We start from the raw sequence: 25,686 nt of genomic DNA on the forward strand, positions 1-25,686 counted from the left end.
TTTGCGAAAGCGGCGGCCCTCGAGGGATGGTTTCCCTTCAAAAGGGGCCGCTGCCGGACAACGACTCTTCAGAATTTCAGCGCAGGCCTGCCGGCCCGCGATTCCAGGCATTCAGTTCACCACGTCCTTCGGCTCGTCGGCCTTGCCGCCAAGCTGGGCGATCAGCTGCGAAAGGTCGGCCTTGTTCTGCAGAATGTCTTCGAGCAGCCGTTCCAGCTCTTCCGAGCGGTCCGCCTTGCTCATCAGGTCGCGCAGCTGGTTGCGGGCATTGAGCAGCGCCTTCAGCGCCGGCACCTGGTCGACGATCGCGCCGGGTTCGAAATCGGCCATGCTTTCGAATTTCAGCGAAACCGGAAGCTGAGTTCCGTTGTTTTCCAGCGTGTTCTCGACCGAGATCGTCAGGCCGGGCGTCATCCGGCGCATGACGTCGTCGAAGTTGTCGCGGTCGACCTGCACGAATTTGCGCTCGCCGAAGGGCTTCAGCGGCTGCGTGGGATTGCCGGAAAAGTCGCCGAGCACGCCGACGACGAAGGGCAGTTCCTTCACCACCATCGCGCCTTCGGTTTCCACCTCGTATTTGATGTGGACCCTGGGCTTGCGAACCCGTTCCAGTTTCTCATGCACACTTGCCATCGAGATTCTCCTTCGTCTCATCGGCGGATTGCGAATAGGAATGCTGCAGATTGCTGCCGGTCGGCCGGCCGCGCGCTATCAGCCTCCCCTGTCGGATACGGGCTGTATGCCGGCCGCCGTCAGCACGGCGTTGCGCGCGTGCTGTTCGGGCAGGAGCTCGGCAAGAAGCTCGGAGAAATCCATGCGGCCGCGGCGCACCAGCGTCTCGATCGACATGGAAATGGGTGAATGGGGCTCCGTGCGGCGGAAATAGCGGGCGACGACGGCCAGAAGCTCGAAGGCTTCTTCCCGCGAACGAATCGTTTCGGCGCTGATGGGCCGCGGGCGAACGGCCTCGGTCTCTTCGGCGCCGGCGGGGTGCAGCGGTTCGGGGGCATGCGCGGCAGGGGCCTCGGAAGCCGCCACGGAATCTTCTATTCCGGCAAGCAGCCGGATTGCAGCGGCCGCCTCTTGCAAAACGTTGCGTGTATTCGAACTCGGCGGCGCCTGGTCGCCGCAGTGTTCGTCAAGTATTTCGACCATGCGGTCGAAAGCGGCGATGCACTCGGTCAGGACGCCGAGATAGGCTGACATTTGCGCGACACCGGCTTCGGCGGCCGCCTGCTGCAATTCCTTGCGCCGTTCGATCTCGTTCGGGCGCTGCGAAAGCTGGAAATCCCACAGCGAAAAATGGGCGAACCTCCCGCCCGGGATCAACGATGTCAAACGAATAGCCTGGATCAGCGTTCCTTCGCCGCCCACACCGTTCAGGCCTGCGAAAGGCGCGAACCGCTCCTCGAAGTCACCGTCCCCGATCGAATGCAGGGTGTCGAAATACTGTTCTAAAAGCGACGCGGTTGCAACATATACGTCACGCAATCCTGAGAAGCCGTTCAATCTCAGCTGGGCTTCGGCAAGCCAGGCCAATACTTCGATGTCCTTGCTCCTGGAAGAAAGGATTTGCAATCCAAGATTGCTAACATCGTGCCAAGCAGGTGCAATCGTAATAACTTCACCCGGAGAAATACTACGTTCGGCTGTACGAGCGGCGTTTCTCGCGTCCTTAATTCTATAGTATATTTCGCGATGCATAGTATTGTTTCGTACGTTTTCTCCGCACGGCCGATCTTTTTCAAGTGGATCTATGATTTCTCGGACGTTCACGCTGTTAAATACCTCAAAAATAAGAGCATACTGCGAAGAGCGGGCATTTTGGGCGGCTTGTATTGGATTGTCAACCATTTAGGAACGATGACGGATTTGTGACGACTTTCCTTATGCTCGCTTTTTTAAATAGAGTCGCTTTTGTTCTGGACAAGGGTTTATGAGCGCCCTAGTTGTTGCTTCGCATCACGAGAGTGCGCCGAATTTCGACGTATAAACAGGACTTGCGGATGTCTCATATCGATCTCAATCGTCTCATTAGAACGCTTGAGCCCAATCTACGTGTCGGTCTTGAGACAGCGGCATCGCTTGCCGTGCGTCATCAGCATGCCGTCGTCGACATTGCCCACTGGCTTCGCTCGCTTCTTGATATTGCGGGCTTTTCCGCCGTTTTCGAAGAGCTCGCGGTCTCCTCCGAGACGCTGAGAGCGGAACTCGACGCGGCGATCGCCGACCTTCCGAGGGAAGCCGGCGCCTCGCTTGCGCTCTCGCCGAACCTGCTTTCCCTCGGCCGGGAGTCCTGGCTGGTTGCATCGCTGCAATGCGGGCGCAACATCGTGCTTCTGGCCGACCTGCTGGCCGCGCTGATGAACGATTCGGCGCTGCGGGCCGTCATCCGCGGCATTGCCCCCTCCCTGCGCAACCTCGACAGAGCGATGCTCGACAGGTTGCTGGAGAAGGCGGCGCCCGGCCCGTCGGAACCGCTTTCCGTGCCTGCGGCCGCATCGGGGGACAATGAATTCCTGCGGCTCTACACTCACGACATGACGGCGGACGCGCGCGCCGGCCGCATCGATCCCGTCATCGGGCGCGACCGCGAACTGCGGCAGTTGATCGATATCCTCATGCGCCGGCGGCAGAACAACCCGATCCTCGTCGGCGAGGCTGGTGTGGGCAAGACCGCGGTGGCGGAAGCGCTGGCGCTGGAGATCGCCGCCGGCAACGTGCCGGACCGGCTGAAGGACGTGAAACTGCTGCTCCTGGATCTGAGCCTGCTGCAGGCCGGCGCCGGCGTCAAAGGCGAATTCGAGCGGCGGCTGCATGGCGTGGTCGATGCGGTGAAGACATCGCCGCAACCGATCATCCTGTTCATCGACGAGGCCCATGGGCTGATCGGCGCCGGCGGACAGGCAGGGCAGGGCGATGCGGCCAATATCCTGAAGCCCGCCTTGGCGCGGGGAGAGCTGCGCACGATCGCGGCGACGACCTGGGGCGAATACAAGCGCTTCATCGAGAAGGATGCGGCCCTGACCCGCCGCTTCCAGACCGTGCATGTCCGCGAGCCGGATGAAGAGTCCGCGATCCGCATGCTGCGCGGCGTCGCCGAAAGCCTGAAGACCCACCACAAGGTTCGCATCCGCGACGAGGCGATCGTCGCCGCCGTCCGGCTTTCGGCGCGATATCTGCCCGACCGGCAGTTGCCCGACAAGGCGATCAGCCTGATCGACACGGCCGCCGCCGCGGTCGCGCTTGCGCGCCAGACGCTGCCGGAGGCGCTGAAATCGCTGACCGAGGAGCGCGATCTTCTGGAAGCCGAATCAAGCTGGCTGGCGCGCGAACCGGAGACGCCGGAAAAGCTCGCCCGGCTTGAAGAGATCGCGGTCAAGCAGCAGGAGATCGCCTCGGACATCGAGGCGCTCCGGTCGAAATTCGACGAGGAGAACCGGCTCGTCCGGGAGGCCGACCGGCTGGAGGAAGTCTTCTCTCCCGACGATGTCGTCGCCCCCCTGGCGCCGGCCGACAGATCAGGCGAAGGCGCGAATGTCGCGCCGTTCCCGCCGCAGGCCATGACCGCTGAAAGCGCGCGGGCAGCCCTTGCCGTGACGGAACGGTGCCTCGCCGCGGTAACCGACCGGACGCCGCTGCTGCCGCGCGTCGTCGACAAGGAAGTCGTCGCCGCCGTGGTCGCCCGCTGGACCGGAATTCCGCTCGGCAAGCTGCTCGCCGACCAGATCGAGACCGTCAAGACGCTCGATGCAAGGCTGAAGGAAAGGGTGCTCGGCCAGGATGCCGCGATCGGGCGGATCGCATCGGCCATGCGCGCGGCCCGCGCCGGGCTTTCCGATCCGCGCCGCCCGCCGGCCGTCTTCCTGCTCGTCGGCATGTCCGGCACCGGCAAGACCGAGACCGCGCTGTCGCTCGCCGACATGCTCTATGGCGGCAGCCGCTATCTGACGACGATCAACATGTCTGAGTTCAAGGAGGAGCATAAGATTTCGATGCTCCTCGGCTCGCCGCCCGGCTATGTCGGTTACGGCGAAGGCGGTGTGCTGACGGAAGCGGTCAGGCGCAGGCCCTACGGTGTGCTGCTGCTCGACGAGATCGACAAGGCCCATCCCGGCGTTCAGGAAATCTTCTACCAGGTGTTCGACAAGGGAACGCTGCGCGACGGCGAAGGCCGCGACATCGATTTCAAGAATACCACCATCGTCATGACCGCCAATACCGGTTCGGAGATGATCGCAGCCCTTGCCGCCGATCCCGAGACCATGCCGGAGGCGGATGCGCTGGAAGCGATGCTGCTGCCGGAGCTGCAGAAGCATTTCAAGCCGGCCTTCCTCGGCCGCACGACGGTGCTGCCCTTCATGCCGCTTGGCGCCGAGACGCTCTCGGGCATCGTCGATATCCAGATCGGCCGCATCCGCGAGCGGGTCGGCGCCACTTACGGGACGACGCTTTCGCTGTCGCCCGAAGCGCGCGAGGCGCTGATTTCCCGCGCCCGCACGAGCGAGATGGGCGCCCGCGCGATCGAGGTGATGATCGCGCGCGACCTGCTGCCCGTTCTGTCGACGTTTTTCCTCGATGCGGTGGCGCAGCAGAAGAAAATTACGGGGATCACCATCGGATACGACGGCCGTCAATTCGGTCTCGATGCCGAAGAGGCCGCCCCAAAGGAATTCGACACGCCGGGGGTAAACCGGTTGTCGGATGAAGTAGCCCCGAGCCGCAAACGCACTCGGGGAGCAGGAAGAAGAAAGGCAACTACGCCTTAGACGCAACTAGGCACTCAACCGCCAACAGGAGAGCTGACAGAATGCCGATTTATCTGCAAATCGACGGTATCCAGGGTGATGCGACCCACGAGCAGCATCGCAAGTGGATGGACATCGAAGCCATTCACTGGAACGTTTCCCGCAACATGAACACCTCCGCTGGTTCGGCGGCGAACCGCGAAGCTTCCGAGCCGACCGTTTCGGAAGTGATCCTGACCAAGGTCAGCGACTCCTCGTCGACCAAGCTCTTCCAGGAGGCCTGCTCGGGCCGCACCGGCAAGCGCTCCGTCATCCATCTCGTCACCACAGGCAATCCGGGCGACACCTACATCGAATATTCGCTCGAGAACACGCTGATCGCCAGCTACTCGATCGATTCCAACGGTGATCGCCCGGTCGAGACGATCAAGCTGAACTTCACCAAGATGGAAGTGAAGTATACGCCTTACGACGACAAGCACTCGCCGCAGTCGCCGATGATCGCCTCTTACGATCTCGCCACCACGAAGGCCGCCTAAGTCAACCCAACCTTTCCGGCGTCGGCATCTGCCGGCGCCGGAAGGCCGCCGGGGCGAGCCCGCGTCGGCAATCTGAACTCTCTAATTTTTGTGAGCTGGTGGATGAAGTCTTCGCACGGCAATGGCCGTAATTTGCCCAATGCGTGGAAGCGCGATGGCTGGATGGGTCCTGCCTTGGCCTTTCTGCTGCTTTTCGGCACCACGCCCGTCCAAGCGCAGCAGCCCGATATCTGGCGGATGAACAGCCAGCAGCTCCTGGAAGCGCTCAAGGGCGATGCCGCACCGGAAATTACCAATCCGGAACTTCGCCGGCAGGTCTCATACGAGCGTGGTGCGGCTTACGTAGCCGGCGTTGCCGATGCGACAGATGGAAAGACCTGGTGCGTGGAAGGCGGTGTTCTCATTCACGAACTGACGGACCGCGTCTTCAGCCATCTGCAAACACTGGCGCCGGAGACGCTGCAGCAAAACGCTGCGATCTTCGTGTCCGCAGCGCTCAGCAAATCCTTTCCCTGCAAAGAAAAATGATTTTGGAGCCGACATGATCAACGTAGCCTTTGATACCCTCTACGCCAATTATCCGAGCAGCGCCACATACCGGCCTAACTATGTCAGCCAGGAGGATCTTTTCCGCGAAATCGGGTGGGACGCGCTTCTGAACAACCCGCTCTATGCGAATACCTGCGCGGTGCGTGTCAGCCTCGCTTTGGTGAGGTCCGGTATCAAGATCTCCCCGAAATCCCACAACATCCTCAAAGGCCCGCACGCCAACAAGGGCTTGGAGGTTTCCATGCGCCGGCTCGCCGATCTCCTGGCGACCACTCTGTATCTCGGCAACTACGAATCCTACACTTCCGCGACGGCGCAATCCGGTATTGGCGCCCGCAAGGGCGTCGTTGCCTTCAACGGCATACCCGGTTACCGGGGTGGCGGGCATATCGATCTGGTCACCGGGGCTGCCGACGCGGCCCAGTGCGCCTCTTCCTGCTATTATCAATCACAGTCGATCTGGTTCTGGCCGCTCCTTTCGAGCCGCACGTCCTGAGGTGTGAGGCCAGCCCATGAACGACCAGCCCTCTGCCGCCGATTTCATCCAGGCGAACCGCATTCTGAAGATCGTCTCGCCGCTCGGCGAGGACCAGCTTCTGCCGGAGCGCGTGACGATCGAGGAAGGCATTTCCTCGCTCTTCGAGATCAAGCTTTCGGCGCGCGCCAAGAAGCCCTCCGTCAAGCCGGAGGAACTGATCGGCCGGCTGATGGATGTCTCCGTCGAGGTGCAACAGGGCGATGGCGAGGGCAGCGTGCGACGCCCCTTCAACGGCCTGGTGACCGAGCTCAACGAAGGCCCGCCGATCACCCGCGGCCTCCGGTCCTATTCCATGGTGCTCAGGCCGCAGATGTGGCTGTTGTCGCGCCGCTCCGACTGCCGCATCTGGATGGACAAGACCTCGGTCGACATCGTCGAGACCCTGTTTTCCGAGCACGGCATTCCCGCGCCGGATACCTCGGGCGTCATCACGCCACCGCCGCCGCAGCATTATTCGGTGCAGTGGAACGAGACGGACCTTGCCTATCTCACCCGCCGCTTCGAAGAGGACGGCCTGTTCTACTGGTTCTCCCACGAGGACGGCAAACACAAGCTGCATGTCGCCGACGGCGCCCGCTCCTGGCTCGGCCCGTCGCCGTCGGCGCAGGGCGAGGGCCGGGTTCGCCTGGCGCAGGGATCTGCCGACCGCAACCACATCACCGAATGGAGCCGGCGCTATTCCTACGTGCCGGGCCAGCGCGCCGGCGCCGACTGGAACTTCGAGACGCCGCGCATGGTGCCGGGCACCATGACCCCGTCGCTCGTGCAGATGCCGGAAGCCACCAAGCGCGAGCTTTACGAATATCCGGCGCGCATTTCTTCCGTCGCTGAAGCCGAGCGGGCGGAAAAACTCAGGATGCAGGCCTCCGAAGCCGATCACGACCGCGTCTTCGGCGGCTCGACATCCCGCATTCTGGAGGCCGGGCGCCGCTTCACCCCCTATGAAGTCGCCCATCCCGACCATGCCTATGAGGAGCATGTCGTGATCAAGGCGGTCCATACCGTCGTCGATCGCTCCTACGAAACGAACAGCAACGAGCCCGAATATACCAACACCTTCGAGGCGGTGCCGTCGCGCGTGCCGATGACGCCGCATCGCGAGACGAAGCGGCCGCGCATCGAAGGCACGCAGGTGGCGATCGTCGCCGGTCCCGCCGGCGAGGAGATCCATCCCGACCAGTACGGCCGCATCAAGCTGTGGTTCCCCTGGGACCGCAAGGCCAAGAAGGACGGTTCCGACACCTGCTGGGTGCGCGTCAGCCAGGTCTGGGGCGGCGGCACCTGGGGCGCCCAGGTCATTCCGCGCATCGGCATGGAGGTGATGGTCGCCTTCGTCGACGGTGATCCGGATCGGCCGCTGGTGACAGGCGTCGTCCCCAATCCCTCCAACACGGTCCCCTACGATCTGCCAGCCAACAAGACGCGCATGGTCATGCGCTCGAACACACATAAGGGCACCGGCTTCAACGAAATGACCTTCGAGGACGAAGCCGGCCAGGAAAACATGTTCTTCCATGCGCAGAAGGACCAGACGACGCGCGTACTGAACGACCGCACCAAACGCATCGACCGCCACGAGGTCTCGGCCATCGGCGCCAACCGCACGGTGGAAGTGGGCGGCAACCAGAAACACGAAGTCGGCGGCTCGATGAACACCGTCGTCGGCGGTACGGGGCCGATGGCGATGGCGCTGATGGGAGCGGTCAGCGGTCTCTCCGGGCACACGGCCGGGCTGCTCGCCCAGGCGGGGCAAATTGCCGGCGGCGGCGGTGCCGGGCTTGCGGCCTTTGCCGGCACGGTTGCATCTTCGGCGCTCGGTTTCCTCGGCGCTGGCGGATTGGGGAGCCGCGAAGGGGTGGTGTCGGGACCATCGCCCAGAGCCGATGCGGGCACGGCGCTTGCCGGCTCCGGCACGGGTGTCGGCGACGCTGCCTCGGGCCTTTTCCCGCTGCCCGGCATCATGAACACGATCGTCGGCGCTTTCAAATCAGACACGATCGGCATTGCGCGGGCCGAGCAGATCGGCATGAGCAAAGTGACCAATGTCGGCCAGACCTCGCTCGAAAGCGTTGGCAAGTTCAAGAAGATCGCCGTCGGTGAGGAATTCGTCATCGAATGCGGCGATTCCAAATTCATCATGAAAGCCAATGGCGAAGTGATCATCCTCGGCAAGACGTTCAATTTCGTCGCGACCGAACATTTCCAGATGCGCGGCAAGCCGATCGATCTGAACTGAGGAGGAAGCGCGCTTGGAACTGATCAACCGGCTTCCTTTTCCGGCCATGGCTTTCCGGCAGTTCGACGCGAACGGCGATTTGGATTGCGTTGTGGCCGTGCGTGGCACGTTCGAACACGTTCAAAACGACAGATTGCGTTTGTGTCGCGAGCAGGAGGATTTTCAGTGGGAGGACGGCTATGACGGCGATCCCCATAGCAGCCCGCTATTGCGCCAGACGGACCTCACGCCGGAGAAAGTTGGGACCGACATTACGTTTCTGGGCAATGCTTATGCGCCGGGCGGCGTTCCCGCATCCTCATGGCAGGTCGGTCTGCGCGTCGGACAGCTTTCCAAAAGGCTCGAAGTCCACGGTCCACGCTTCTGGAAACCCGTCGTTAAGGAAAAGTGGGCGGGCTTTTCGGCGAAGGAAGCCAAGCGCGTGCTGACGGATTGGCAACTGAGCGAAGCCGAGCCCGCATCCCAGGTGCCGATCTGCTGGAGCAAGGCGTATGGCGGTCAGATCCCCGGCACCGGCGACCCGGAAACCGAGACGCCTGTCGATGTGGAAGCGCGCAATCCGCTCGGCTGCGGCATCGTCAATCTCGGCATGCCGGCGGATCATGCGCCCGTCGCAGCACCGCAGATCACTTTGCTTGGGGAGAAGCTGAACTGGCGCGAGTCGATCGAGCCGCAGGGACTGGGCCTGGTGTCGCCGTGGTGGCGATCTCGCCAGCAATATGCAGGCACCTACGACGATCTCTGGCTCAACGAGCGTCATCCACTTCTGCCTGAGGATTTTGACGCACGCTTTTGGCAAAGCGCTCATCCGGATCTCGTTGTTATGCAGCATCTCGGAGGACATGAAGATTACGAGCTACGACATCTCCATTCGCGTCATTCCATCGCCGAGGGCCGTTTACCTGATTTGACACTCGGTGTTCATTGCCTTCGCGAGGGAACGGGCGATTGGCGAGTCTTGAAACTTGACGGACTGCATTTCGATTGGCGTTTCGACGATCGGGTCACGTTGACTTGGCGTATCCGGTTTCCCTTGCCGGAAGCCACAGATGCAAAGCTCACCTTAACGCGTGTTCGCTTGGCTGCATCTTCTCCTAACGAACCGGTGGCATCGGCGTGATCTGCGAGGAGGGCTCTCGTCTGAATCATTGAGTGGCTGCGGGTGCCGCAGACTGAACATTCTTTAGATAAACGGAGACTGCAAGCGACATGAGCCTTCCGTCCGCCACTGATATCCGTATCGGCGATCCGGAGTATCCAAGTCCTTGGACGACCAGTCGTCCTTTAGAAGCACTGCGCGATACTGACGAAGCGCGGATCGTGTCGCTCGCACCGGATGTTTGTCTGACTCCGGTGGGATCCTCCACAGTGCCAATTCCTTACCCAATTGTCGATTATTGCGGCCACGACCGCAGTTTCACGCCAACCGTGCGGTTCGCTGGCAAGAAGGCCATGGTCATGCGTTCGTGTACTACACATGTACACGGCGACAAGCCGGGGGTGCGAAAGGGCGTTAAATCCGGGACCGTTGAAAGCATTTGCGAACCGATAGGCCATGCCTCCCAAATCAGGGCAGAGGGTTCGCACGTTATCCGGCATCTGGATCGCTTCTGGATGAACAGCCGAAACACGCAAGGCGAGGCTCTTTTTGTCCGTAGCACCGCAACGTTCGCTGCACCCAAAGACGATGATCCTGTATGGGGCTCGTTGCGTTATACGCAGCTTGCCGCAAACGACGATCCTAAAACTGCTTCGGATACAGCACCACCTGGCGCGATTCTCGGTTTCGTGGCGCCTGTAGGCGGTATCCCGGCGCTAGCGGGAGGGGGAACAGCGACTGGCGGCGCGGTCGCGGGGGGCGCCACTACCACCGCGGGAACTGCGGCTGGTGTCGGTCTTGGAACCGCATTACTTGGAATAGGCGTCTTTGCTGTGGGCGTACTTTTCCCCACCAACAAAACCAACTTCTCGGACTTCATTCCACAAGACGACCATGAACGGCAGCTTGTTCAAGATGCTTCGCAACGAATAGGTCGCCTTCCATTTTGGGACGGCGGACAATCCATAAAACAAGAAACGCTTGCGCAGATATACCAGCGCAGGCAGACCCAAACTCAGACTCAAACCCAAACGCAGATTGGCCCGCGTCCCCAGGCTGTTCCGCTTCCAGCGACCGGGAATGGCCGTGTAAGCAACCCGCGATGCTATCTGCTGCCATTTTACTTTACTACGCCTGTGCGGGGTACGAGAGCGGAAATGCAGAGGCAGCTCACTCTGCAACAGGGTGTTTTGAACGGTAAGAATCCGTGTACGGCCGCAGCGGATATTGCCCAGTATCCCGTCAACAAGCCTATCGGGGAGGCTGCAAGGCCTGGGGAGCGTCAGCGTCTGTTGACCATAAGAGCAAACCAGATCCGGGCACTTAATCCTAGCCTTTCCCCTGCGCAAGCGATGGCGCGCGCCCAACAAACGGCCGTTCGTCAAGATGCAATCCATACTCTCGATATGGTTGCTGGTGGACAGCCAACGGTATTTTCCGGGCTTGGCGGTCGTAGCGAGAATCGATCCATAGGATCTCAATGGGGAGGTGGAAAGGCTGGAATTCTCAATGATTATGCTACAACTCAATGCCGAAATGGTTGCCCCAGGATGCAGACATCCCTGATCGCGATTTGAGGAGATACGAATGACCGCAGAAGAATTTCTTGAGGCGCGAGGCAAGCCCCACGAGGCAAGAAGGATCTCGGAAGACGAAGCGGAAAGTATTGTGGAGCGCGTTCCAGAGGACCTGATAGAGTTCTGGATGCAACATGGTGTAGGATATTATGCAAACAGGAACTACTGGCTCTGCACGCCGGCCCTTTTCGAGGGCTTCTTTCGCCAGATTTTGGCGAATGTGCCGGAATTGAATGCCGATGACCTGTCCGCCTTCGGATATTCGAGCCTCGGAACCGTCAATCTCTGGCATAGGGCAGGACGACATTTCACGTTTTCGCTTGATGTCGCGCTGCTGATGGATTTGACGAGCAGAACCCGAACTGATCCTCCACCCCATGACCTGGAGGAGATCTATCGGGCGGCTGGTGTGGACATGCCCCACAACGCGGTCGAATTGTTTCTGGAAGCCAGGTCTGCGCCGGAGGACATCTGGAGCATATTGCTGGGGGCAACCAGCGCCGATTCATACAAGGCAATTTATGACGATAACGGTAAAGCCCTTACGCCGCAACTCCGCCGAAGCCTGGGTGAACTTTCGCAGAACGAGATCTATTTCCGAGACAGAAATGCTGAAAGAAATACGGTTGATCACTATCAAAAACTGAAAATTTCCGAGGCCGTCCCGCGCGTGCCCGGTGAGATCTACTATTCATTTGCAATCGAGGTCGGGGGACAGCAGCAAATTGTATCTCAAACGATTCCCTCTGGTAGCGTCCGCTAATTTGTGTGGGCCTATGGTTGTTGCCGCATCGCATGTCCACCTCCGCCGCAGCAAGCAGGAAATCGCACTGCCGCCATGCGGGTTCAAGTCAAAGTTGTGGCTAGTGGTTCTATAAATAGGGTAGCGGCATGAGCATCCCGCGCGATAATTATGTCGGTGAGCCCGACTATCCGGCGCCTTGGACGACGAAGCAGCCGCGCGAAGGTTTGCGTGATCTTGACGAGGCAAAGATCGTCTCGCTGTCGCCGGATGTATGCCTGACACCGGTCGGCTCCTCGGCTGTTCCCATTCCCTATCCGATCGTCGACTATTGCGGGCACGACAAAGGCTATACGCCATCCGTGCGCTTTACCGGCAAGAAGGCGATGGTTATGCGCTCCTGTACGACGCATGTCCACGGCGATGCTCCGGGAACGAAAAAGGGTGTCAAATCCGGCACTGTAGAAAATATTTGCGAGCCGATCAGGTGCGGGCCGAAGGTTCCCACGTCATCCGCCATCTCGACCGCTTCTGGATGAACAACCGGAACACCCAGGGCGAAGCGATCTTCGTGCGTAGCACCGAGACCTATGATCCGCCACTTGATGACGATCCTATAAAAGGATCACTGGCAGCCCAGAAACCGATACAGCTGGCGTTTGATGCCACTTCCCCCGAAGGGCAGAGGCTATTGCGTGAATTCATGGCGCGTCAGGCGGAGCAAGGCGCGACACAGCCTAAAAGCACTCCCTCGCTTGGACGCAAAGGTCGTTTTGGCCGTCCCATCCCGGGCGGTGGATTAGCTGGAGCAGCAATTGCTCTCGGAGAGATACAAAATCAATATTACGCTGGCAGCAGACTTCGGCGCTTGCGAAATAGCCTTGAAGAACAAGGTACACTGGTTGATCCAAGCAACTCTCGCGAACTTCAGGCACTATCGAATTATTCCGAAAATCTTGGTGGAACCAGTTTCGTAAGACGAAATTTCTTCCCCCCGATGACGGAGGACGAGGCTCTCAACCAACTGAAAATGGAGCTTCAAGAAGCCAGGAAAGAAGAAGCGCGAGAAGCAACAGCCGCCGTCCTAAGTTCTAAAAAGCTTGATGCAGCCCTTGGTCAAAATGTCCGTGTAGATGTCAACGAGGATGAATGGCCCTGTATCGTTGGTCCTTCCAAATATGTCGAAACGATTTGCCCGGGCGAGGCGCATCATATCATTCCGGATATGGTATATCGTCTGGGTACGGCTCCGGAAACTTAGGCAGAAAAAGACTCCACTGCCGGGCGTATTCCGAATTCGCCTACCTATAATCAGGGACAGGCTATTTGCCTTTCGCCTGGCATGCACCGTACCAACGACGATGCAGTTCACAAGTCGCTCAATCCGGCTCTCGCGAGCTTGGGAAAAAACTATAACCCTCAGGGTACGGCTCCACTCGGGGCGCTTCTTGATGAGGTTTATATGGCAATAGGCCAGGTGAAGGAGTTGCCGGAAAAATGCAAGAAAATGGCAAAGGTTGCGGCGGAAGGACAAGTTGGGCTGAATGAAGATCAACCGGGTCGCACCACGATACGTCCGCTCCGACTACCGGGCGGGCAACGCGTGATAGATGTCCTAAAGGCTGGCGCTTATTAAGGTTAGGAAATATGAAGCCATTCGATCCGCTCCGCCTCGACGGAGCCATTGCCCTGGCAAGGGACACATTCTGCGTGGTGTTCAGCGGGAGGGACTACGAGGATATGCACTCGTATATTCTCGTTTATGAAGGTCGGTTCAATCAGCCATGGTCCCGCTCTGACGTTCCCCGTAAGATTGATAGTCTTGCCGGTAGAATTGGAGAGGATGGACGACCGATCATCTACGCCCTCAGCGATGAAGGCGATGTTTATACACTTCCCATGGGAAAAGACTCTTCGCATCGAAAAATAGTCGGCGCTGGCGTCTATTCCGACGATTCGGCCGACCTCGGCTACGTCAATTCCATGGCCCTAACTGGGGAAGCGTTGTTCGTAACCGGTTATCACTCGCAGCTTTACCGTCTGACGGATTCCGATGTGGGCTGGTTTCACAAGGAAAAGCTGCCGCAAGTACCTGAAACCTACGATTATCTCGTCTTCGGTGATTTGAATGGCCCGACTGAGGGCAATCTCTATATGAATGTGACCTATTCGCCCGTCAACACGCGGCGAGCTCTTACCCAAGAAGAAAATGCTCGGCGTCGCGAACTTATTGAACAAGGACGAATTGAAGAAGCATCTGCGATTAGAGAAGCTGCTAAGCAGGGGCGCGCGCGGGTAAACGAAGGCCGTCTCTATCACTGGAATGGACAGGAATGGCGGGTGGTCGCCAAGCCACGTTCCACTAAGCACCATCCCGAACCAGAAACCCTTTCGGACATCTTCATCGAATCTCTAGACAAGATCTGGGTTGTCGGCGGCAATGGCGTCATCTTATGTGGGAATGCGAGCATGGTTTTCAGGATATCTCCTTCAAAGGAAATAATGAAAATCTGCGCTCGATCACGAAATTCAAAGATCGGATGGTGATCGCATCGGATTATGCACTGCATTGGTTCGATGGGCATCTGTTATCCCCGCTGAAACCGGTTCTCGATCCGAGCATCAATCGCAACATTCCGAACCCTCTTAAGGTTCATGCCGTCGACGACGTCCTGTATTATTTCGACTTCAAGCATGGCGTTCACACCTTTGACGGCGATCGCTGGACAGAGATCGAAATTCCGCCTGAGTTGCTGGAGCGCGATTTCAACGGGCTACCACCTAGGCGAAAATGACCGACGCAATCGACGATAAAGAGTTCGAAGAACTTTATGGAGCGTGGGAGCCAACACTTTACGCGGCGGCTATGGCTGATAATCGATACTTTGCGCTTTTGGTCGGCGGTCCGCGCTGGGACGATCCCTATACTATCATTCTAACACGTGATGCCAAGGCGCAGACATTCTCGCGCCTTGATGTGCGGCGGGAATTGCGGGATGTCAGGGTCGTGCCGCGGGCCGATGAAGTAAGTGAGCCGTCCTATGTGGCGCTCAGCCTGAACGGCGACATTTATCTGATCAGTCCCAACGGCGCGCAGCATTCAGTCATCCCCGGAACCCAAGCCGAATCTGATGACGCGCCAGAGATTTTGTTCAGCTCCATTTTACCGGTTGGGGATCAATGGCTGGTTGCGGGCGGGGAAGGTTTTCTAAAGCTTGGTAAAGAAAAATCCTGGCAAGATGTCTCTCCTCCTCTACCGACAGAATATCCCTACAAGGTCCCCGATTGGACGATCGTAGGAGCCAATCAGGCGGGTGATATCTTCATTGTTGGCACGCAGACGGCGAATGCGCGGCACTTCAATCTCTATCCCGGGCACCCTCTATATCGGAAGGATATGCCCGATGAGGAGCGCTTTGAATTGAAGAAAAAACTTTACGCCGAAATGGACAGCTATCCGCGTCTAAAAACACTTTTCACTGGTCGGCCCGGCTCTTGGAAGCAGCAGGCATTGCCGGATCGTATAGCTCGGTCCCTGCCCGCGTATTCTTATATCGCCGATGTCGAGAGTGATGGGTCCGACGCTGACTATGTCATCGGTGGCGACGGTCTGGTAATGAAGGGCAATCCGCAAGCCGGGTTTACCGATGTTTCGTCCATTGCCGACCGCGAGAAAAATTTTAAGGATGGCGCTCGCTTGCGCAATGAGCTGATCCTTGCGACTGGCACGGAATTGTTCCGGTTCGACGGTCATTTTGCAAAGCCGTTCGCGCCTAAGGTGAAGATGCGCTCCGCCCCTTTCGTCCTGCAGCCGAGCGCAATCTTCGTCCAGAACGAGAAGCTCTATGTGTTTGATTACGGGCTTCGTTACTACATCTTGGACGATGAGGGCTGGCACCAATACGACATCCCGAAAGAGCTTTCGGCAAGGCCATTCAAGGGTGGCGGTGACAAAGTCGGGCGTTGATCGCTGTCGAGCGACTGATGAGCATCTGGAGCCAATATGTCTGTTACACCTCGGCGCCCGCTGCAGGAAGTCCTGGATGAATTCGGGCCGCTCAAAGATGGTACAACGGTTTCTGCTTCGCAGGCTGAGGGCTATCGTGGGAGGTTGCCAGACGCCATGGTTGATTTCTGGATTGAGCACGGCCGCGGGCAGTGGCGGGACGGCCTCTACTGGATCTGCGATCCCGCGCCGATCATGCCTGTTTTGAATACGTTGTTTGCCGGCGATCCGGAATTCGATGCCGTAAGAATGGTGCCCTTCATGCGTGATGCATTCGGCGAAGTCAGCATCTGGCACCCTAAATTTAAGGTGATCACGCTCAACGTAAATCTTGGCACCGTCGCCACCACGGACATCACTACCAAGGTTGTCGAGGACGTCCCTCCTTTCGATGATGATATGGCGGTAGCTGCCGCCGTGGACGCCAGTGTTTTCGATCTTCGTGGCTGGGTGGATGCTATGACCGGCAAGCCTGTTTTCGATTCTGTGCGCCGCCGGCTCGGTCCGATTACGGCTGATCAGGTCTACACCATGGTCCCGCATTTCCGCCTCGGCGGCGATGGCACGGCCAAGGATTTTTCAATCGGCGGCTTCATCGAATATCTGGGTGTTTTGTCCCAGATGGGATCCTTTACATTGGAACGCTATATCGATCCGAAGGAAGGTGGTCGGGGTCCCTTTGGACATCTCGAAGCTGTCCGCACGATCGGTCATGACCGTCTGATCGATAATTAACACGCGCTTGCCTTAGGTGCACTCAGCATGATGAAGCCCACACCATGACAAACCCCGACGCCAATCTGTTGCGCACATTCATCTCCGACGAAAACCAAGCCTTCGCCGAGCGGCGCCACGGAAAATTCTGGCCCGCCAATCATCATCGGATCGGCCCTTTGGCGGCCAAGGTTTCCGGATTGCTCGATCCGAATGAGCAAATCGATTTCTATTTCCATTTCATGCGCGCCGCCGCGGTCCCTTCGGTCGGCGACAAGGAGATGCCGCTGCTGCTCGAGGCTTACGGGTGCATGCTGCCGTTTCTCGATCTTGGCGGCATCATCCAGATGTCGCGGCGGCACAAGCTGCTGTTCGTGTTCGGGTTCGACGATACCGGCGCCCTGCCGAGCGGCGAGACGGTTTCGGCCAAGGCGCTGAAGGCGCGCCTCAAGCTCATCACGCAGGTCGGCGCTTATACGACGATGCCCGCCCAGCGCGAGAAGAAGGCGAAGTTTGCTCCCTTCGCCGGCGAGGCGGTGCGTCTCCTCGAGGTTTTCCGGCATCTCGGCTATCGCCACGACAGGCGCTATGGCGAAGATCTCTACAGCGTCACCGATCTCCGCTTCTGGGGCATGGTGTTCATCTGCTTGCTCAACAAGGCGACCCGTGCCGATCTCCTTGCCGATATGCTGGAGGGCAAATACGATCTCATGCGGCGCGCCGAGCAGCAGGCGATATTGCACCGTTATGTCGAGGTGGTCCTGCCGGATGTCGGGCCCGATGAAGAACGTTTCCTCATGCTCGCACAACGGCTCAAGAAGATCGAGCTTGCGCGCCGCAACGCCACCGAATCCGTCGACCTGGCGCAAAGGCTGAAGTTGCCATTTGGCGAAGAGGAGGACTGGGAAATCCATATTGCGGTCCCGCTGCGCGGCACCGAAGACCATCCTCTGATCGCCCGGAACGCCGTACGATTGCATATCCGGCCAAATCCGGATTGGGAGTGGGAATTGAGTGCGCGCATCGCCGGGCGCGGGGAATTCTCGGAAGACGAAAAGAAGAGCTACAGAAACGAGCTCGGGTTTCCCCTTCTTGGGCGCGGAAACCTTCATGCTTTCCCCACCTGGCTGAGACAGCTGCGTGAGAACAACGGCCTCGATTTCGATATCGGCGCCGCCGACATCCGGGTTGGCCGCAAGCGGGCGGCAGCCAAACTTGTCGCCCGGTGGCTGGAGAGCTGACCCGTTCCGGCTTGACCGGCGCGCCTACCTCTCGAAGCGTGCGAGCATCGTCCTGAGCTGAAGGTTCTCGGCATGGAGCTGTTCGGCCCGCAACCGCTTGAGCCGTTTGTTTTCCGCTTCGAGAACGGCGATTTCCCGTTCGGGGATCAGATCGTTTTCAGTTTCGAATTGCAGGCTCGGATTCTCGCTGCCGATCGCGGCCGGCTTGCGTTTGGAATATTTTCGAGGGACGTTCTCCGTCACGGCTGCAGGCGCCGCCGGCGGGCTCTCTGGCGCGGGTGCTAGGGCAACCGGGGTCGCGGTTTCTTGTTGTGCCGTTTCCGACGTCGGCGTTTCCGTGGCCTTCGCATCGATCAGGTTTTCGCCGGCGGGGAGGTTGTTCAGCGGATCGGGTCGCGTGTCGGGAGTTTCGGTCGGGGCTTCGACTGCATGGAACGGATGCGACGACTGCTGCTGCACTTCGCGGGCCAGAGCCTTGAAATCCGTGTCGCCCCAGATGGAGTTCGTCCGCGCCTTCGGCTGCCGTCGGCCCGACTTGAATTCGACGACGAATTTCCGTTGCGGCGTTTTCATCTATTCTCGACCTCAGGAAGCTGTCAAAGCCCGCTCGATCGGCGGTGCTGGGTTTCTGCCGGCACGGGAATATATTGCCTCGCCGCGCGCTTCAACCGACCAGTGCGGGAGAAATGCGGTTCTGCGAGGGCATCCGCGGCTGCCGGCATCCTGAAATCCATCCGTTCCGCTCGAGCATGATCAAAATACGCAGAGATTATCCGTTCTGCGCGAAAAACAGTCGGCTGCGGAGGCGGCGAAGGATTTCCTTAAGCGTTACCGCCTTGGATGGGCTCGTCTTCTGTCACCGGCGTGATACCGGCTCGCTCGAATGTGGCAGTGGCGCGATAGGTCAGCAGGCATATGGAATAAGACATGGTTCATAGCAGTTTTGCTTTCATGCTCCGCCACGGGTCTTGCGGCAACGGTGCTTCGCGTTAGGGCTTGGGTAGGCATGGTGGAGACAACGAACAGCGCCGGGCAGGACATCAGGCATCGCGATCCCGATCAGAAAGCCAGATTCTGTGCTGAAATCGCGGCATTGGTCCCTGCCGTCATGAGCGGCGATCTGGCGGGGCGAATGAGCACCGACTATGCGGATGCGGATATTCGTCGTTCGGCAGCCATTCTCAATGAGCTGATCGCGTCGATCGACGACAACCTGTCCGATTTCAACGCGGCGATGGATGCTCTCGCGCATGGAGATCTCCAGGCCGGCATGCGGGACAAACACCGCGGCGCGTTTGGACAATTGCAAAAGAACTTCAATCTCGCCCTGGTGACGATCCGAACGGTGCTGGGGGAACGAGGTTCGGATCAGTTTGCGGACAGGGCGACGACATTCGGCCGGATGCTGGCGGGCTCCGCACCGACTGAGGCCGCAAACGAAATCCGGGCCTCCGACGAGGATTCGCGGCCTATCCCTTCGCCGCCCCACGACCTCTGGCTGAAGCTTGCCGAGGCTCTGGCTCGCTTCTCGGCCTGAGCGGACAGCGCGCCACGACAGATAAGCATCGCGGCGCGGTAGCGGCTTTCCCTAGAAGGGATAATGTTGGGCGGAATCCTCCACCGTGATCCAGCGCAGATCGGTGAATTCTGCAATCGCCGCCTTGCCGCCGAAGCGGCCGTAGCCGCTGCCTTTGACGCCGCCGAAAGGCATTTGCGCCTCGTCGTGCAGGGTCGGCCCGTTGATGTGGCAGATGCCGGATTCGATCTGCGCCGCAACCGCCATGGCCCGCTTGACGTCGCGGCTGAAGACGGCCGATGAGAGACCGTATTCGGTGTCGTTGGCGATGCGGATCGCTTCCTCTTCGCCGGAGACGCGAATGATCGGCTTGACCGGGCCGAAGGATTCTTCCGAATAGATGCGCATTTCAGGGGTGACGTGATCGAGCAGCGTCGCCTCGACCACGGTGCCGGAGCGCTTGCCGCCGGCCACGAGTTTCGCGCCCTTGGCCGTGGCGTCGGCGATCAGCTCCTCCATTTTCTTCGCCGCGTCGAGGCTGATCAGCGAGCCGAGTACGACATGGCCGCGCGGGTCGCCGGCCGGGAGCTGGCTGGCGCGGGCGGCCAGTTTGGCGACGAACTGATCGGCGATCGCCTGGTCGACGATGATCCGCTCCGTCGACATGCAGATCTGGCCCTGATGCATGAAGGCGCCGAAAATGGCGGCATTGACGGCGCCGTCGATGTCTGCGTCGTCGAGAATGACGAGCGGCGCCTTGCCGCCGAGTTCGAGAAGGGCGGGTTTGAGATATTTGCCGCAGGTCTCGGCTATGATCCTGCCGACCTTGGTCGACCCGGTGAAATTGACGCGCCTGACAGAGGGATGGGCGATCAGCGCGGCGACGATCCCGGCCGCATCCTCGGGCGCATTGGTGATGACGTTGATGACGCCGGCGGGCAGGCCTGCTTCAGTCAGAGCCGTGGCGATCAGCCGGTGCGTGCCGGGGCATTGTTCGGATGCCTTGAGGATGACGGTGTTGCCGCAGGCGATCGGCATGGCGATGGCGCGGGTGGCGAGGATGACGGGCGCATTCCAGGGCGCGATGGCGAGGCACACGCCCGCCGGCTGGCGAATGCCCATGGCGAGTGTGCCCGGCTTGTCGGAAGGAATGATTTCACCCGAAATCTGCGTCGTCATGGCGCCGGCCTCGCGCAGGATATTGGCCGCGAGCATGACGTTGAACCCGGCCCAGGGCGCGGTCGCGCCGGTTTCCTCGATCATCAGCCGGGTGAACTCGCCGACCTTGGAATCCATGATGTCGGCCGCCTTCATCAGGATGGCGCGGCGCTGGCTGGGGCCGGTCTTCGACCAGGCGCTGAAGGCGGCGGAAGCGGCATCGACGGCCGCGGCAACATCGTCCAGGCTTGCGGCGGCGGCGCGGCTTGCGAGCTTCTCGGTGAAGGGATCGAGGCGATCATAGGTCCGGCCGCCGGAGGCCGCGCGATCCGCGCCGTTGATGAGAAGAGAGATATTCATCGTGGGTCTCCTGCGACAGAATGAAAGCCGAGGACTTTTGCATGGAAAGGGCTTCGCACCCCGCCGCCGTCGGCGGTAGGATTAGCGCCGTTGATGCGGCGCGCGTCAAGAGCCCGGCATGGCCTCGGCACCTTGCCCGGCCGATGCGGAACGGGCTCCGCCACTCTTCACCAGCGTCGTCCCGCCGATGATCAAGGCCAGCGCCAGGGCGTCTGTCCAGAAGAGCTGTTCTTTCAGGAAGGTGGCGCCGATCGCCATTCCGACGATCGGGATGAGATAGTTGACGGTCGACGAAAAGGCGGCGCTCGCACGCTTCGACAAGGCAAGCAGGGATAACCAGCCAAGCGTGGTGCCGATAACGCCGAGGGCGATGCAGGAATAGATCACGTTCAGCGGAATAGGCTTGTCGAAATCGGAAACATGGACGAACGGCACCAGGGTGATCGATGCAACGACCAGACTGAGAGTGGCCGTTCCTAGCTCGTTCGTGGGGCGAAAAAAGCGGACGGATACGATGGTGACGGCGATGCAAAGCGCCGCCAGCGTCAATGCGCCTAGGCCATATATCATGGCTGCGTCGAGATTTACCTTCCCGCGCGCATAAACAATCGCGAAGACACCGGCAAAACCGATCGCCAGGCCGGCAACCGCGCGGGACGTCAGCTTTTCGTCCTGCAGGCACAGATGCGCGATGATCGCTGAGAACATCGGCGTGAGCGCCATCATGACGGAAGCAAGGCCGCTGGGGACTGTTTCCTGGCCAAGCGTCATGAGACCGAAGGGAAGGGAATTTCCGATCACGGCAAAGACGAGGATGGGCTTCCAATCACGAAAGATCCACCTGTAACCTCTGACCGAAAAGGCGGCCCAGCCGAGAAGCGCGAGAGCCCCGATCGCAAACCGCAGAAAGACGACGGTTCCGCTGGACATCGCCGTAAACGCCACCGTGGTGAGGCTGTAGGCACTGCCTCGGCAAAGAGCGAAGATAACCAGGAGAACGATGCTGCTGCCGGTCGATCGATCTAGTTTCATGGTCTCTTGTCAAGGTTGGAGGTCGGCCCCGCGCGCGAGGTCGCGGCCCTCCGTCGACGATCAGGCGAGCCGCGCGCTTTGTTTTAATTCATGGAGTGGCGTGAAGAAAATTCGATTTCGTCATGTGAGGGATGATCTGCATTCATAGATTGGCTTGTGTGCGCTGGCGCTTCGGCTGCCCTCAGCCGCGCGTGACGAAAGGACCGGCGGCCCGGGCCGCCTCCTTGCGTATTTGCCGATCTGCGTAGATCCCTTCGATCAGCCGCTTCAGCCACGTCGTTGCCGGGTCGCTCGCCATTTGCTTGTGGATGATCAGCGAGATCGGCATGGACGGGAGCGCAATAGGGGCCTTCGTCAGGCCGACTTCGCTTTTCTCGTCGAGAGTGAGGAGAATGCTGTCGGCGCAATGGGTGATCAGGTCGGAGCCTCGCAGCACCCAGGGTATCACGAGATAACTGGGTATCGTTGCCGCGACGTGCCGCTGTAATCCCATTTCGCGCAGAACTTTGTCCGCGAGCCCTTCGGACATGCCGTCGGCGGAGATCTGGATATGAGTGGCGGCCAAATATCGTTCGAGGGTCAGAGGTTGGCTGAGCAGCGGGCTGCCGCTCCATATCGCACAGACCAGATCGTCCCGGCCGACTTCGGACAACAGCAGGTTCTGGTCGTCCTGGTCGAAGTTGAGGACGATGGCGCAATCCAGCTTTCTCGTCAGGATCAGTCTTCCGACTTCCTCCTTGGATGTCGGCATCACGTTCAGAGTCGCGTGCGGGGCTTCCGCGCGGAAATGCTTGATCAGTTCCGGGATCACCATCGCGCCGTGATAGTCGATAAGCCCGACCCGGAAGACCCGTCTCGTCTGATCGGGTACGAACAGTTGATAGCGATCGATCGTGGCTCGGATGCTCGCCAGCGCGTCGGAAATTTCGGCGGACAATTCTATGGCCCGTGGGGTCGGCTTCATCGATCCGCCGTCACGAACGAATAATTTGTCCTTGAACAGCGCCCGCAGCTTGCCGAGGGAATGGCTGACGGCGGACTGAGTCCGCCCGAGGCGTTCGGCGGCAACCGTCACATTGCCCTCTCGTATGAGCACGTCGAATACGCGCAGAAGGTTGAGATCGATTCCGCTGAAGTTCATCAAACCTCTCCTGATGGAATGAGCCGCATTCATTTTTTACATTAGCATATCGAATTTGCTTCATCCATCTTCGCTCTCTACTATCGATCCGCGAGCGGACATAAGTCCGATTGGAAAACGAGAGCTGTGGCTATGGACGAGAGAAAGCTAAGGGATATACGCAGCGATATCGCGTATCTGAAGGATAAGATTTACGTCGATAATGCAGCGGTAACGCCGGTTCCGGAGCGTGTTCGGCTGGCAAGCGAACATTACAACACGATCATTGCAGAACAGCTCCGCGATGCGAAGGAAGCCTCGAAACCATACTTCGAGAAAGGCCGTGCCCTGGCCGCAAAACTCGTCGGCTCGTCACCGGAAAATGTGGCTTACGTCCAGAATACCTCGCATGGTCTCTCCCTGGTGGCGCTCGGTGTCGATTGGCGGCCGGGAGACAACCTGGTCGTCTGCGCGCAGGAGTTTCCTTCAAATTACCTATGCTGGGTGCAGTTGGCCGCCAGGGGTGTCGAAGTTCGCCAGATATCGTCGCCGGATGGGCGCCTGGAGCCGGATCAAATTCGCTCGGCGCTGGACAGCCGCACCCGCGTCGTCGCCCTGAGCCATGTGCAGTTCTACAGCGGCTTCAGGGCCGACATATCCACGCTGGGGGCTCTCTGCTCCGAGTTCGGCGCGATGCTGGTCGTTGACGGCACACAGTCGATCGGCGCCATCGATCTGGATGTCGGAGCAACAGGCGTCGACGTTCTCGTCGTCAGCGCGCATAAATGGCTTATGGGACCACGCGGGATCGGTTTTGCCACCTTCTCCGACCGAGCGCTGCGCGAGATCACGCCGCAGATCGTGGGCTGGCTCAGCGTAAACGACCCGTTTGCATTTCATCGGACGCTCGATTTCCTCCCCGATGCACGGCGGTTCGAGCCGGGGACGGCGAACGGATGCGGAATCCTGGGGCTCGCGGAACGCCTCGCTCAGATCGACGAACTCGGCATCGAATGGATAGAGAACCGCGTCCTGTATCTGAACGAACTGCTCTGCGAGACGGCTCTGCGTCACGGGATCCAGCCCGTGCACCAGTTCGAGCCCAGATCGCGCTCGGGCATTACGCTCCTGCGCAAACCAGGGATAGGAGCGGCCGAACTGCATTCGGCTCTCACCGCGCAAGGGGTTTATGCCAGCATCCGAAACGGTGCGATCAGGCTCTCCCCCCACTATTACAACACTGTCGAAGAGATGGAGGAGATTGTCTCGATCATGGTGTCGGCCGGGGGGCAAACGAATGAACGGCATGCTGTTTCGTTCTCGCGATAAATTTCGCGCGAAGTCATGATATTTCGATTGGCCGGCCAACTGCGGCAAGGCTGACAATACGAACCTGTCGAGCGCCTGCACCGGCTCATGCCTTTGCAGGCGCAAGCGTCTTTGCTTTGGCCCTCGGATCTCCGTGATGGATCGGTGGTGAGAGACGCCCACTTCAACTCAGCGGTGAACGATTTCGACGGATGCGAAATACGCTGCCGGCCGGTCATGAGCTTCGAAATTGAATGAATACAGTGCATATTGTATATGACAACTATCGATTTGAATAATTCTATGGCCCGCGCGAATATTTCTAAGCAACCAAAAAGGGGAGGCGGAAATGACAAGAATGCTTTGCAATGCGCTGGTCATCGGAGGAATGGTCGCAGCCAATGCTGCCTGGGCTGGTGACTTGCCCAAGAACGACGATGTGCAGTCAACCGGGAAGCTGACCATCCTCAGCCCGATGAACTATGCGCCCTTCGAATTCGTCGGCGAAGACGGCAAGCCCGCGGGTCTCGATATCGAGCTTGCTCAAGCCATGGCCGATGAACTGGGCGTCAACCTCGACATCGTCGTGACGCCTTTTCAGACAATGTTCCCCAGCATCGCGGCCGGCCGCGGCAAAATCGCCTGGAGTACCTTCACCGTCACTGGCGAAAGACTGAAGATCGTGGACTTCGTTTCGTTCCTGAAGTCGGGCATCGTTCTCATCACGCCGGCCGATAAGGTTTCGAAGTTCAAATCAAAAGACGATGTCTGCGGCGCAAAGATCGCCGTTCACGGCGGCTCGTCGGCGGATTTCGCGGTCGACAAATTGAGCGCGGACTGCAAGGCGGCCGGCAAGCCGGACATTCAGAAGGCGCTTTATCCCGAGCAGAAGGACACGATCCAAGCCGTTCTGGCCGGCCGGGCCGATGGTCGATTGGATGATACGACCGCGGCGATCTACTACGTCGATCACAGCAACAATACGATGGCGGTCGCGCCGGGCGAGTACTTCCCTCTTCCGCTCGGGGTGGCGGTGCCGAAAAACGACAAGCAAACCGCCGAGATGATGCAGAAGGCTTTTCAGCATCTTATCGACAACGGGACCTATCTGAAGATTCTCGACAAATACAAGATGGGGCCGGCGGCGGTGACGCATTCGGAGGTGATCACCAGCGCCGACCAGCTGCCGCAGTAAAGGCGGCG

The 25,686-nt window shown here is 59.5% G+C and carries 24 protein-coding genes; 18 read left to right on the forward strand and 6 right to left on the reverse strand.

What is annotated here, in order from left to right:
- Nucleotides 1-111: 111 nt before the first annotated feature.
- Together tssB and tssA are read right to left on the reverse strand one after the other, a co-directional pair.
- Nucleotides 112-633, reverse strand: a complete 522-nt coding sequence (gene tssB, locus ATY78_RS20095) for a type VI secretion system contractile sheath small subunit (RefSeq protein ID WP_088675571.1) — start codon at nucleotides 631-633, stop codon at nucleotides 112-114.
- 78 nt (nucleotides 634-711) lie between these two features.
- Nucleotides 712-1,776 carry a type VI secretion system protein TssA gene (gene tssA / locus ATY78_RS20100; protein WP_245313613.1) on the reverse strand — a complete coding sequence of 355 codons (1,065 nt, stop codon included), beginning with the start codon at nucleotides 1,774-1,776 and terminating at the stop codon, nucleotides 712-714.
- 230 nt (nucleotides 1,777-2,006) lie between these two features.
- Between tssA and tssH the strand changes: the two genes are divergently transcribed.
- The 15 genes from tssH (at nucleotide 2,007) to ATY78_RS20165 (ending at nucleotide 17,989) form a co-directional block, all read left to right on the forward strand.
- The gene (tssH, locus tag ATY78_RS20105) at nucleotides 2,007-4,769 is read left to right on the forward strand and encodes a type VI secretion system ATPase TssH (protein WP_088684065.1); all 2,763 of its coding nucleotides are present in this window, start codon (nucleotides 2,007-2,009) and stop codon (nucleotides 4,767-4,769) included.
- Nucleotides 4,770-4,810: 41 nt separating this feature from the next.
- Nucleotides 4,811-5,287, forward strand: a complete 477-nt coding sequence (locus ATY78_RS20110; protein WP_009990920.1) for a type VI secretion system tube protein Hcp — start codon at nucleotides 4,811-4,813, stop codon at nucleotides 5,285-5,287.
- A gap of 102 nt (nucleotides 5,288-5,389) precedes the next feature.
- Nucleotides 5,390-5,815, forward strand: a complete 426-nt coding sequence (locus ATY78_RS20115; RefSeq protein WP_210191806.1) for a Rap1a/Tai family immunity protein — start codon at nucleotides 5,390-5,392, stop codon at nucleotides 5,813-5,815.
- Between the two features lie 13 nt (nucleotides 5,816-5,828).
- On the forward strand, nucleotides 5,829-6,332 hold the full coding sequence (locus tag ATY78_RS20120) for a type VI secretion system amidase effector protein Tae4 (RefSeq protein WP_245313604.1): 504 nt from the start codon (nucleotides 5,829-5,831) through the stop codon (nucleotides 6,330-6,332).
- Nucleotides 6,333-6,348: 16 nt separating this feature from the next.
- Complete coding sequence (gene tssI / locus ATY78_RS20125; RefSeq protein ID WP_088684066.1) at nucleotides 6,349-8,610, forward strand: type VI secretion system tip protein TssI/VgrG; 2,262 nt, start codon at nucleotides 6,349-6,351, stop codon at nucleotides 8,608-8,610.
- Between the two features lie 13 nt (nucleotides 8,611-8,623).
- A complete protein-coding gene (locus ATY78_RS20130; protein ID WP_088684067.1) occupies nucleotides 8,624-9,730 on the forward strand; it encodes a DUF2169 domain-containing protein in 1,107 nt (368 codons plus the stop codon).
- Between the two features lie 89 nt (nucleotides 9,731-9,819).
- Nucleotides 9,820-11,286, forward strand: a complete 1,467-nt coding sequence (locus ATY78_RS20135) for a PAAR-like domain-containing protein (RefSeq protein WP_088684068.1) — start codon at nucleotides 9,820-9,822, stop codon at nucleotides 11,284-11,286.
- Nucleotides 11,287-11,296: 10 nt separating this feature from the next.
- Nucleotides 11,297-12,049 (forward strand): GAD-like domain-containing protein, encoded by a 753-nt coding sequence (locus tag ATY78_RS20140; protein ID WP_088684069.1) that lies wholly within the window; start codon nucleotides 11,297-11,299, stop codon nucleotides 12,047-12,049.
- 128 nt (nucleotides 12,050-12,177) lie between these two features.
- Entirely contained in the window at nucleotides 12,178-12,567 is a 390-nt protein-coding gene (locus ATY78_RS28735; protein ID WP_210191807.1) for a DUF4150 domain-containing protein, read from the forward strand.
- Nucleotides 12,501-13,289, forward strand: coding sequence for a hypothetical protein (locus tag ATY78_RS28615; protein ID WP_210191808.1), 789 nt, complete (start codon nucleotides 12,501-12,503; stop codon nucleotides 13,287-13,289). The genes ATY78_RS28735 and ATY78_RS28615 overlap by 67 nt, the downstream gene beginning before the upstream one ends.
- Before the next feature lie 386 nt (nucleotides 13,290-13,675).
- Nucleotides 13,676-14,575 (forward strand): hypothetical protein, encoded by a 900-nt coding sequence (locus ATY78_RS28740; protein ID WP_210191809.1) that lies wholly within the window; start codon nucleotides 13,676-13,678, stop codon nucleotides 14,573-14,575.
- Entirely contained in the window at nucleotides 14,569-14,823 is a 255-nt protein-coding gene (locus ATY78_RS28745) for a hypothetical protein (RefSeq protein WP_210191810.1), read from the forward strand. Before ATY78_RS28740 ends, ATY78_RS28745 begins: the two co-directional genes overlap by 7 nt.
- Entirely contained in the window at nucleotides 14,820-15,995 is a 1,176-nt protein-coding gene (locus ATY78_RS20155) for a hypothetical protein (protein WP_088684070.1), read from the forward strand. Before ATY78_RS28745 ends, ATY78_RS20155 begins: the two co-directional genes overlap by 4 nt.
- 36 nt (nucleotides 15,996-16,031) lie before the next feature.
- A complete protein-coding gene (locus ATY78_RS20160; protein ID WP_088684071.1) occupies nucleotides 16,032-16,769 on the forward strand; it encodes a GAD-like domain-containing protein in 738 nt (245 codons plus the stop codon).
- A 44-nt stretch (nucleotides 16,770-16,813) separates the two neighbouring features.
- The gene (locus ATY78_RS20165; RefSeq protein ID WP_088684072.1) at nucleotides 16,814-17,989 is read left to right on the forward strand and encodes a hypothetical protein; all 1,176 of its coding nucleotides are present in this window, start codon (nucleotides 16,814-16,816) and stop codon (nucleotides 17,987-17,989) included.
- A 24-nt stretch (nucleotides 17,990-18,013) separates the two neighbouring features.
- On the opposite strand, the gene ATY78_RS20170 is transcribed toward ATY78_RS20165, so the two are convergent.
- Nucleotides 18,014-18,562, reverse strand: a complete 549-nt coding sequence (locus ATY78_RS20170; protein ID WP_088684073.1) for a hypothetical protein — start codon at nucleotides 18,560-18,562, stop codon at nucleotides 18,014-18,016.
- Nucleotides 18,563-18,995: 433 nt separating this feature from the next.
- Between ATY78_RS20170 and ATY78_RS20175 the strand changes: the two genes are divergently transcribed.
- The gene (locus ATY78_RS20175; protein WP_088684074.1) at nucleotides 18,996-19,526 is read left to right on the forward strand and encodes a chemotaxis protein; all 531 of its coding nucleotides are present in this window, start codon (nucleotides 18,996-18,998) and stop codon (nucleotides 19,524-19,526) included.
- A 51-nt stretch (nucleotides 19,527-19,577) separates the two neighbouring features.
- On the opposite strand, the gene ATY78_RS20180 is transcribed toward ATY78_RS20175, so the two are convergent.
- The 3 genes from ATY78_RS20180 to ATY78_RS20190 form a co-directional block, all read right to left on the reverse strand.
- Nucleotides 19,578-21,023, reverse strand: coding sequence for an aldehyde dehydrogenase (locus tag ATY78_RS20180; protein WP_088684075.1), 1,446 nt, complete (start codon nucleotides 21,021-21,023; stop codon nucleotides 19,578-19,580).
- A gap of 105 nt (nucleotides 21,024-21,128) precedes the next feature.
- Entirely contained in the window at nucleotides 21,129-22,055 is a 927-nt protein-coding gene (locus ATY78_RS20185) for a DMT family transporter (protein WP_088684076.1), read from the reverse strand.
- 181 nt (nucleotides 22,056-22,236) lie between these two features.
- On the reverse strand, nucleotides 22,237-23,196 hold the full coding sequence (locus ATY78_RS20190; protein ID WP_190237496.1) for a LysR family transcriptional regulator: 960 nt from the start codon (nucleotides 23,194-23,196) through the stop codon (nucleotides 22,237-22,239).
- 132 nt (nucleotides 23,197-23,328) lie between these two features.
- Here ATY78_RS20190 and ATY78_RS20195 point away from each other — a divergent pair, with 132 nt between their 5' ends.
- Entirely contained in the window at nucleotides 23,329-24,504 is a 1,176-nt protein-coding gene (locus ATY78_RS20195) for an aminotransferase class V-fold PLP-dependent enzyme (RefSeq protein ID WP_088684078.1), read from the forward strand.
- Between the two features lie 328 nt (nucleotides 24,505-24,832).
- On the forward strand, nucleotides 24,833-25,678 hold the full coding sequence (locus ATY78_RS20200) for an ABC transporter substrate-binding protein (protein WP_245313605.1): 846 nt from the start codon (nucleotides 24,833-24,835) through the stop codon (nucleotides 25,676-25,678).
- Nucleotides 25,679-25,686: the final 8 nt, after the last annotated feature.

The sequence above is a fragment of the Rhizobium sp. R635 genome, from assembly GCF_002211285.1.
GTDB lineage: Bacteria > Pseudomonadota > Alphaproteobacteria > Rhizobiales > Rhizobiaceae > Rhizobium.

What these genes read in the sequence shown, in the direction of transcription:
- tssB (WP_088675571.1), bottom strand. Translation starts at nt 633, where the DNA reads ATGGCAAGTGTGCATGAGAAACTGGAACGGGTTCGCAAGCCCAGGGTC.
- tssH (WP_088684065.1), top strand. Translation starts at nt 2,007, where the DNA reads ATGTCTCATATCGATCTCAATCGTCTCATTAGAACGCTTGAGCCCAAT.
- ATY78_RS20110 (WP_009990920.1), top strand. Translation starts at nt 4,811, where the DNA reads ATGCCGATTTATCTGCAAATCGACGGTATCCAGGGTGATGCGACCCAC.
- ATY78_RS20115 (WP_210191806.1), top strand. Translation starts at nt 5,390, where the DNA reads ATGAAGTCTTCGCACGGCAATGGCCGTAATTTGCCCAATGCGTGGAAG.
- ATY78_RS20120 (WP_245313604.1), top strand. Translation starts at nt 5,829, where the DNA reads ATGATCAACGTAGCCTTTGATACCCTCTACGCCAATTATCCGAGCAGC.
- tssI (WP_088684066.1), top strand. Translation starts at nt 6,349, where the DNA reads ATGAACGACCAGCCCTCTGCCGCCGATTTCATCCAGGCGAACCGCATT.
- ATY78_RS20135 (WP_088684068.1), top strand. Translation starts at nt 9,820, where the DNA reads ATGAGCCTTCCGTCCGCCACTGATATCCGTATCGGCGATCCGGAGTAT.
- ATY78_RS20140 (WP_088684069.1), top strand. Translation starts at nt 11,297, where the DNA reads ATGACCGCAGAAGAATTTCTTGAGGCGCGAGGCAAGCCCCACGAGGCA.
- ATY78_RS28735 (WP_210191807.1), top strand. Translation starts at nt 12,178, where the DNA reads ATGAGCATCCCGCGCGATAATTATGTCGGTGAGCCCGACTATCCGGCG.
- ATY78_RS28740 (WP_210191809.1), top strand. Translation starts at nt 13,676, where the DNA reads ATGAAGCCATTCGATCCGCTCCGCCTCGACGGAGCCATTGCCCTGGCA.
- ATY78_RS28745 (WP_210191810.1), top strand. Translation starts at nt 14,569, where the DNA reads ATGGTGATCGCATCGGATTATGCACTGCATTGGTTCGATGGGCATCTG.
- ATY78_RS20155 (WP_088684070.1), top strand. Translation starts at nt 14,820, where the DNA reads ATGACCGACGCAATCGACGATAAAGAGTTCGAAGAACTTTATGGAGCG.
- ATY78_RS20160 (WP_088684071.1), top strand. Translation starts at nt 16,032, where the DNA reads ATGTCTGTTACACCTCGGCGCCCGCTGCAGGAAGTCCTGGATGAATTC.
- ATY78_RS20165 (WP_088684072.1), top strand. Translation starts at nt 16,814, where the DNA reads ATGACAAACCCCGACGCCAATCTGTTGCGCACATTCATCTCCGACGAA.
- ATY78_RS20170 (WP_088684073.1), bottom strand. Translation starts at nt 18,562, where the DNA reads ATGAAAACGCCGCAACGGAAATTCGTCGTCGAATTCAAGTCGGGCCGA.
- ATY78_RS20175 (WP_088684074.1), top strand. Translation starts at nt 18,996, where the DNA reads ATGGTGGAGACAACGAACAGCGCCGGGCAGGACATCAGGCATCGCGAT.
- ATY78_RS20180 (WP_088684075.1), bottom strand. Translation starts at nt 21,023, where the DNA reads ATGAATATCTCTCTTCTCATCAACGGCGCGGATCGCGCGGCCTCCGGC.
- ATY78_RS20185 (WP_088684076.1), bottom strand. Translation starts at nt 22,055, where the DNA reads ATGAAACTAGATCGATCGACCGGCAGCAGCATCGTTCTCCTGGTTATC.
- ATY78_RS20190 (WP_190237496.1), bottom strand. Translation starts at nt 23,196, where the DNA reads ATGAACTTCAGCGGAATCGATCTCAACCTTCTGCGCGTATTCGACGTG.
- ATY78_RS20195 (WP_088684078.1), top strand. Translation starts at nt 23,329, where the DNA reads ATGGACGAGAGAAAGCTAAGGGATATACGCAGCGATATCGCGTATCTG.
- ATY78_RS20200 (WP_245313605.1), top strand. Translation starts at nt 24,833, where the DNA reads ATGACAAGAATGCTTTGCAATGCGCTGGTCATCGGAGGAATGGTCGCA.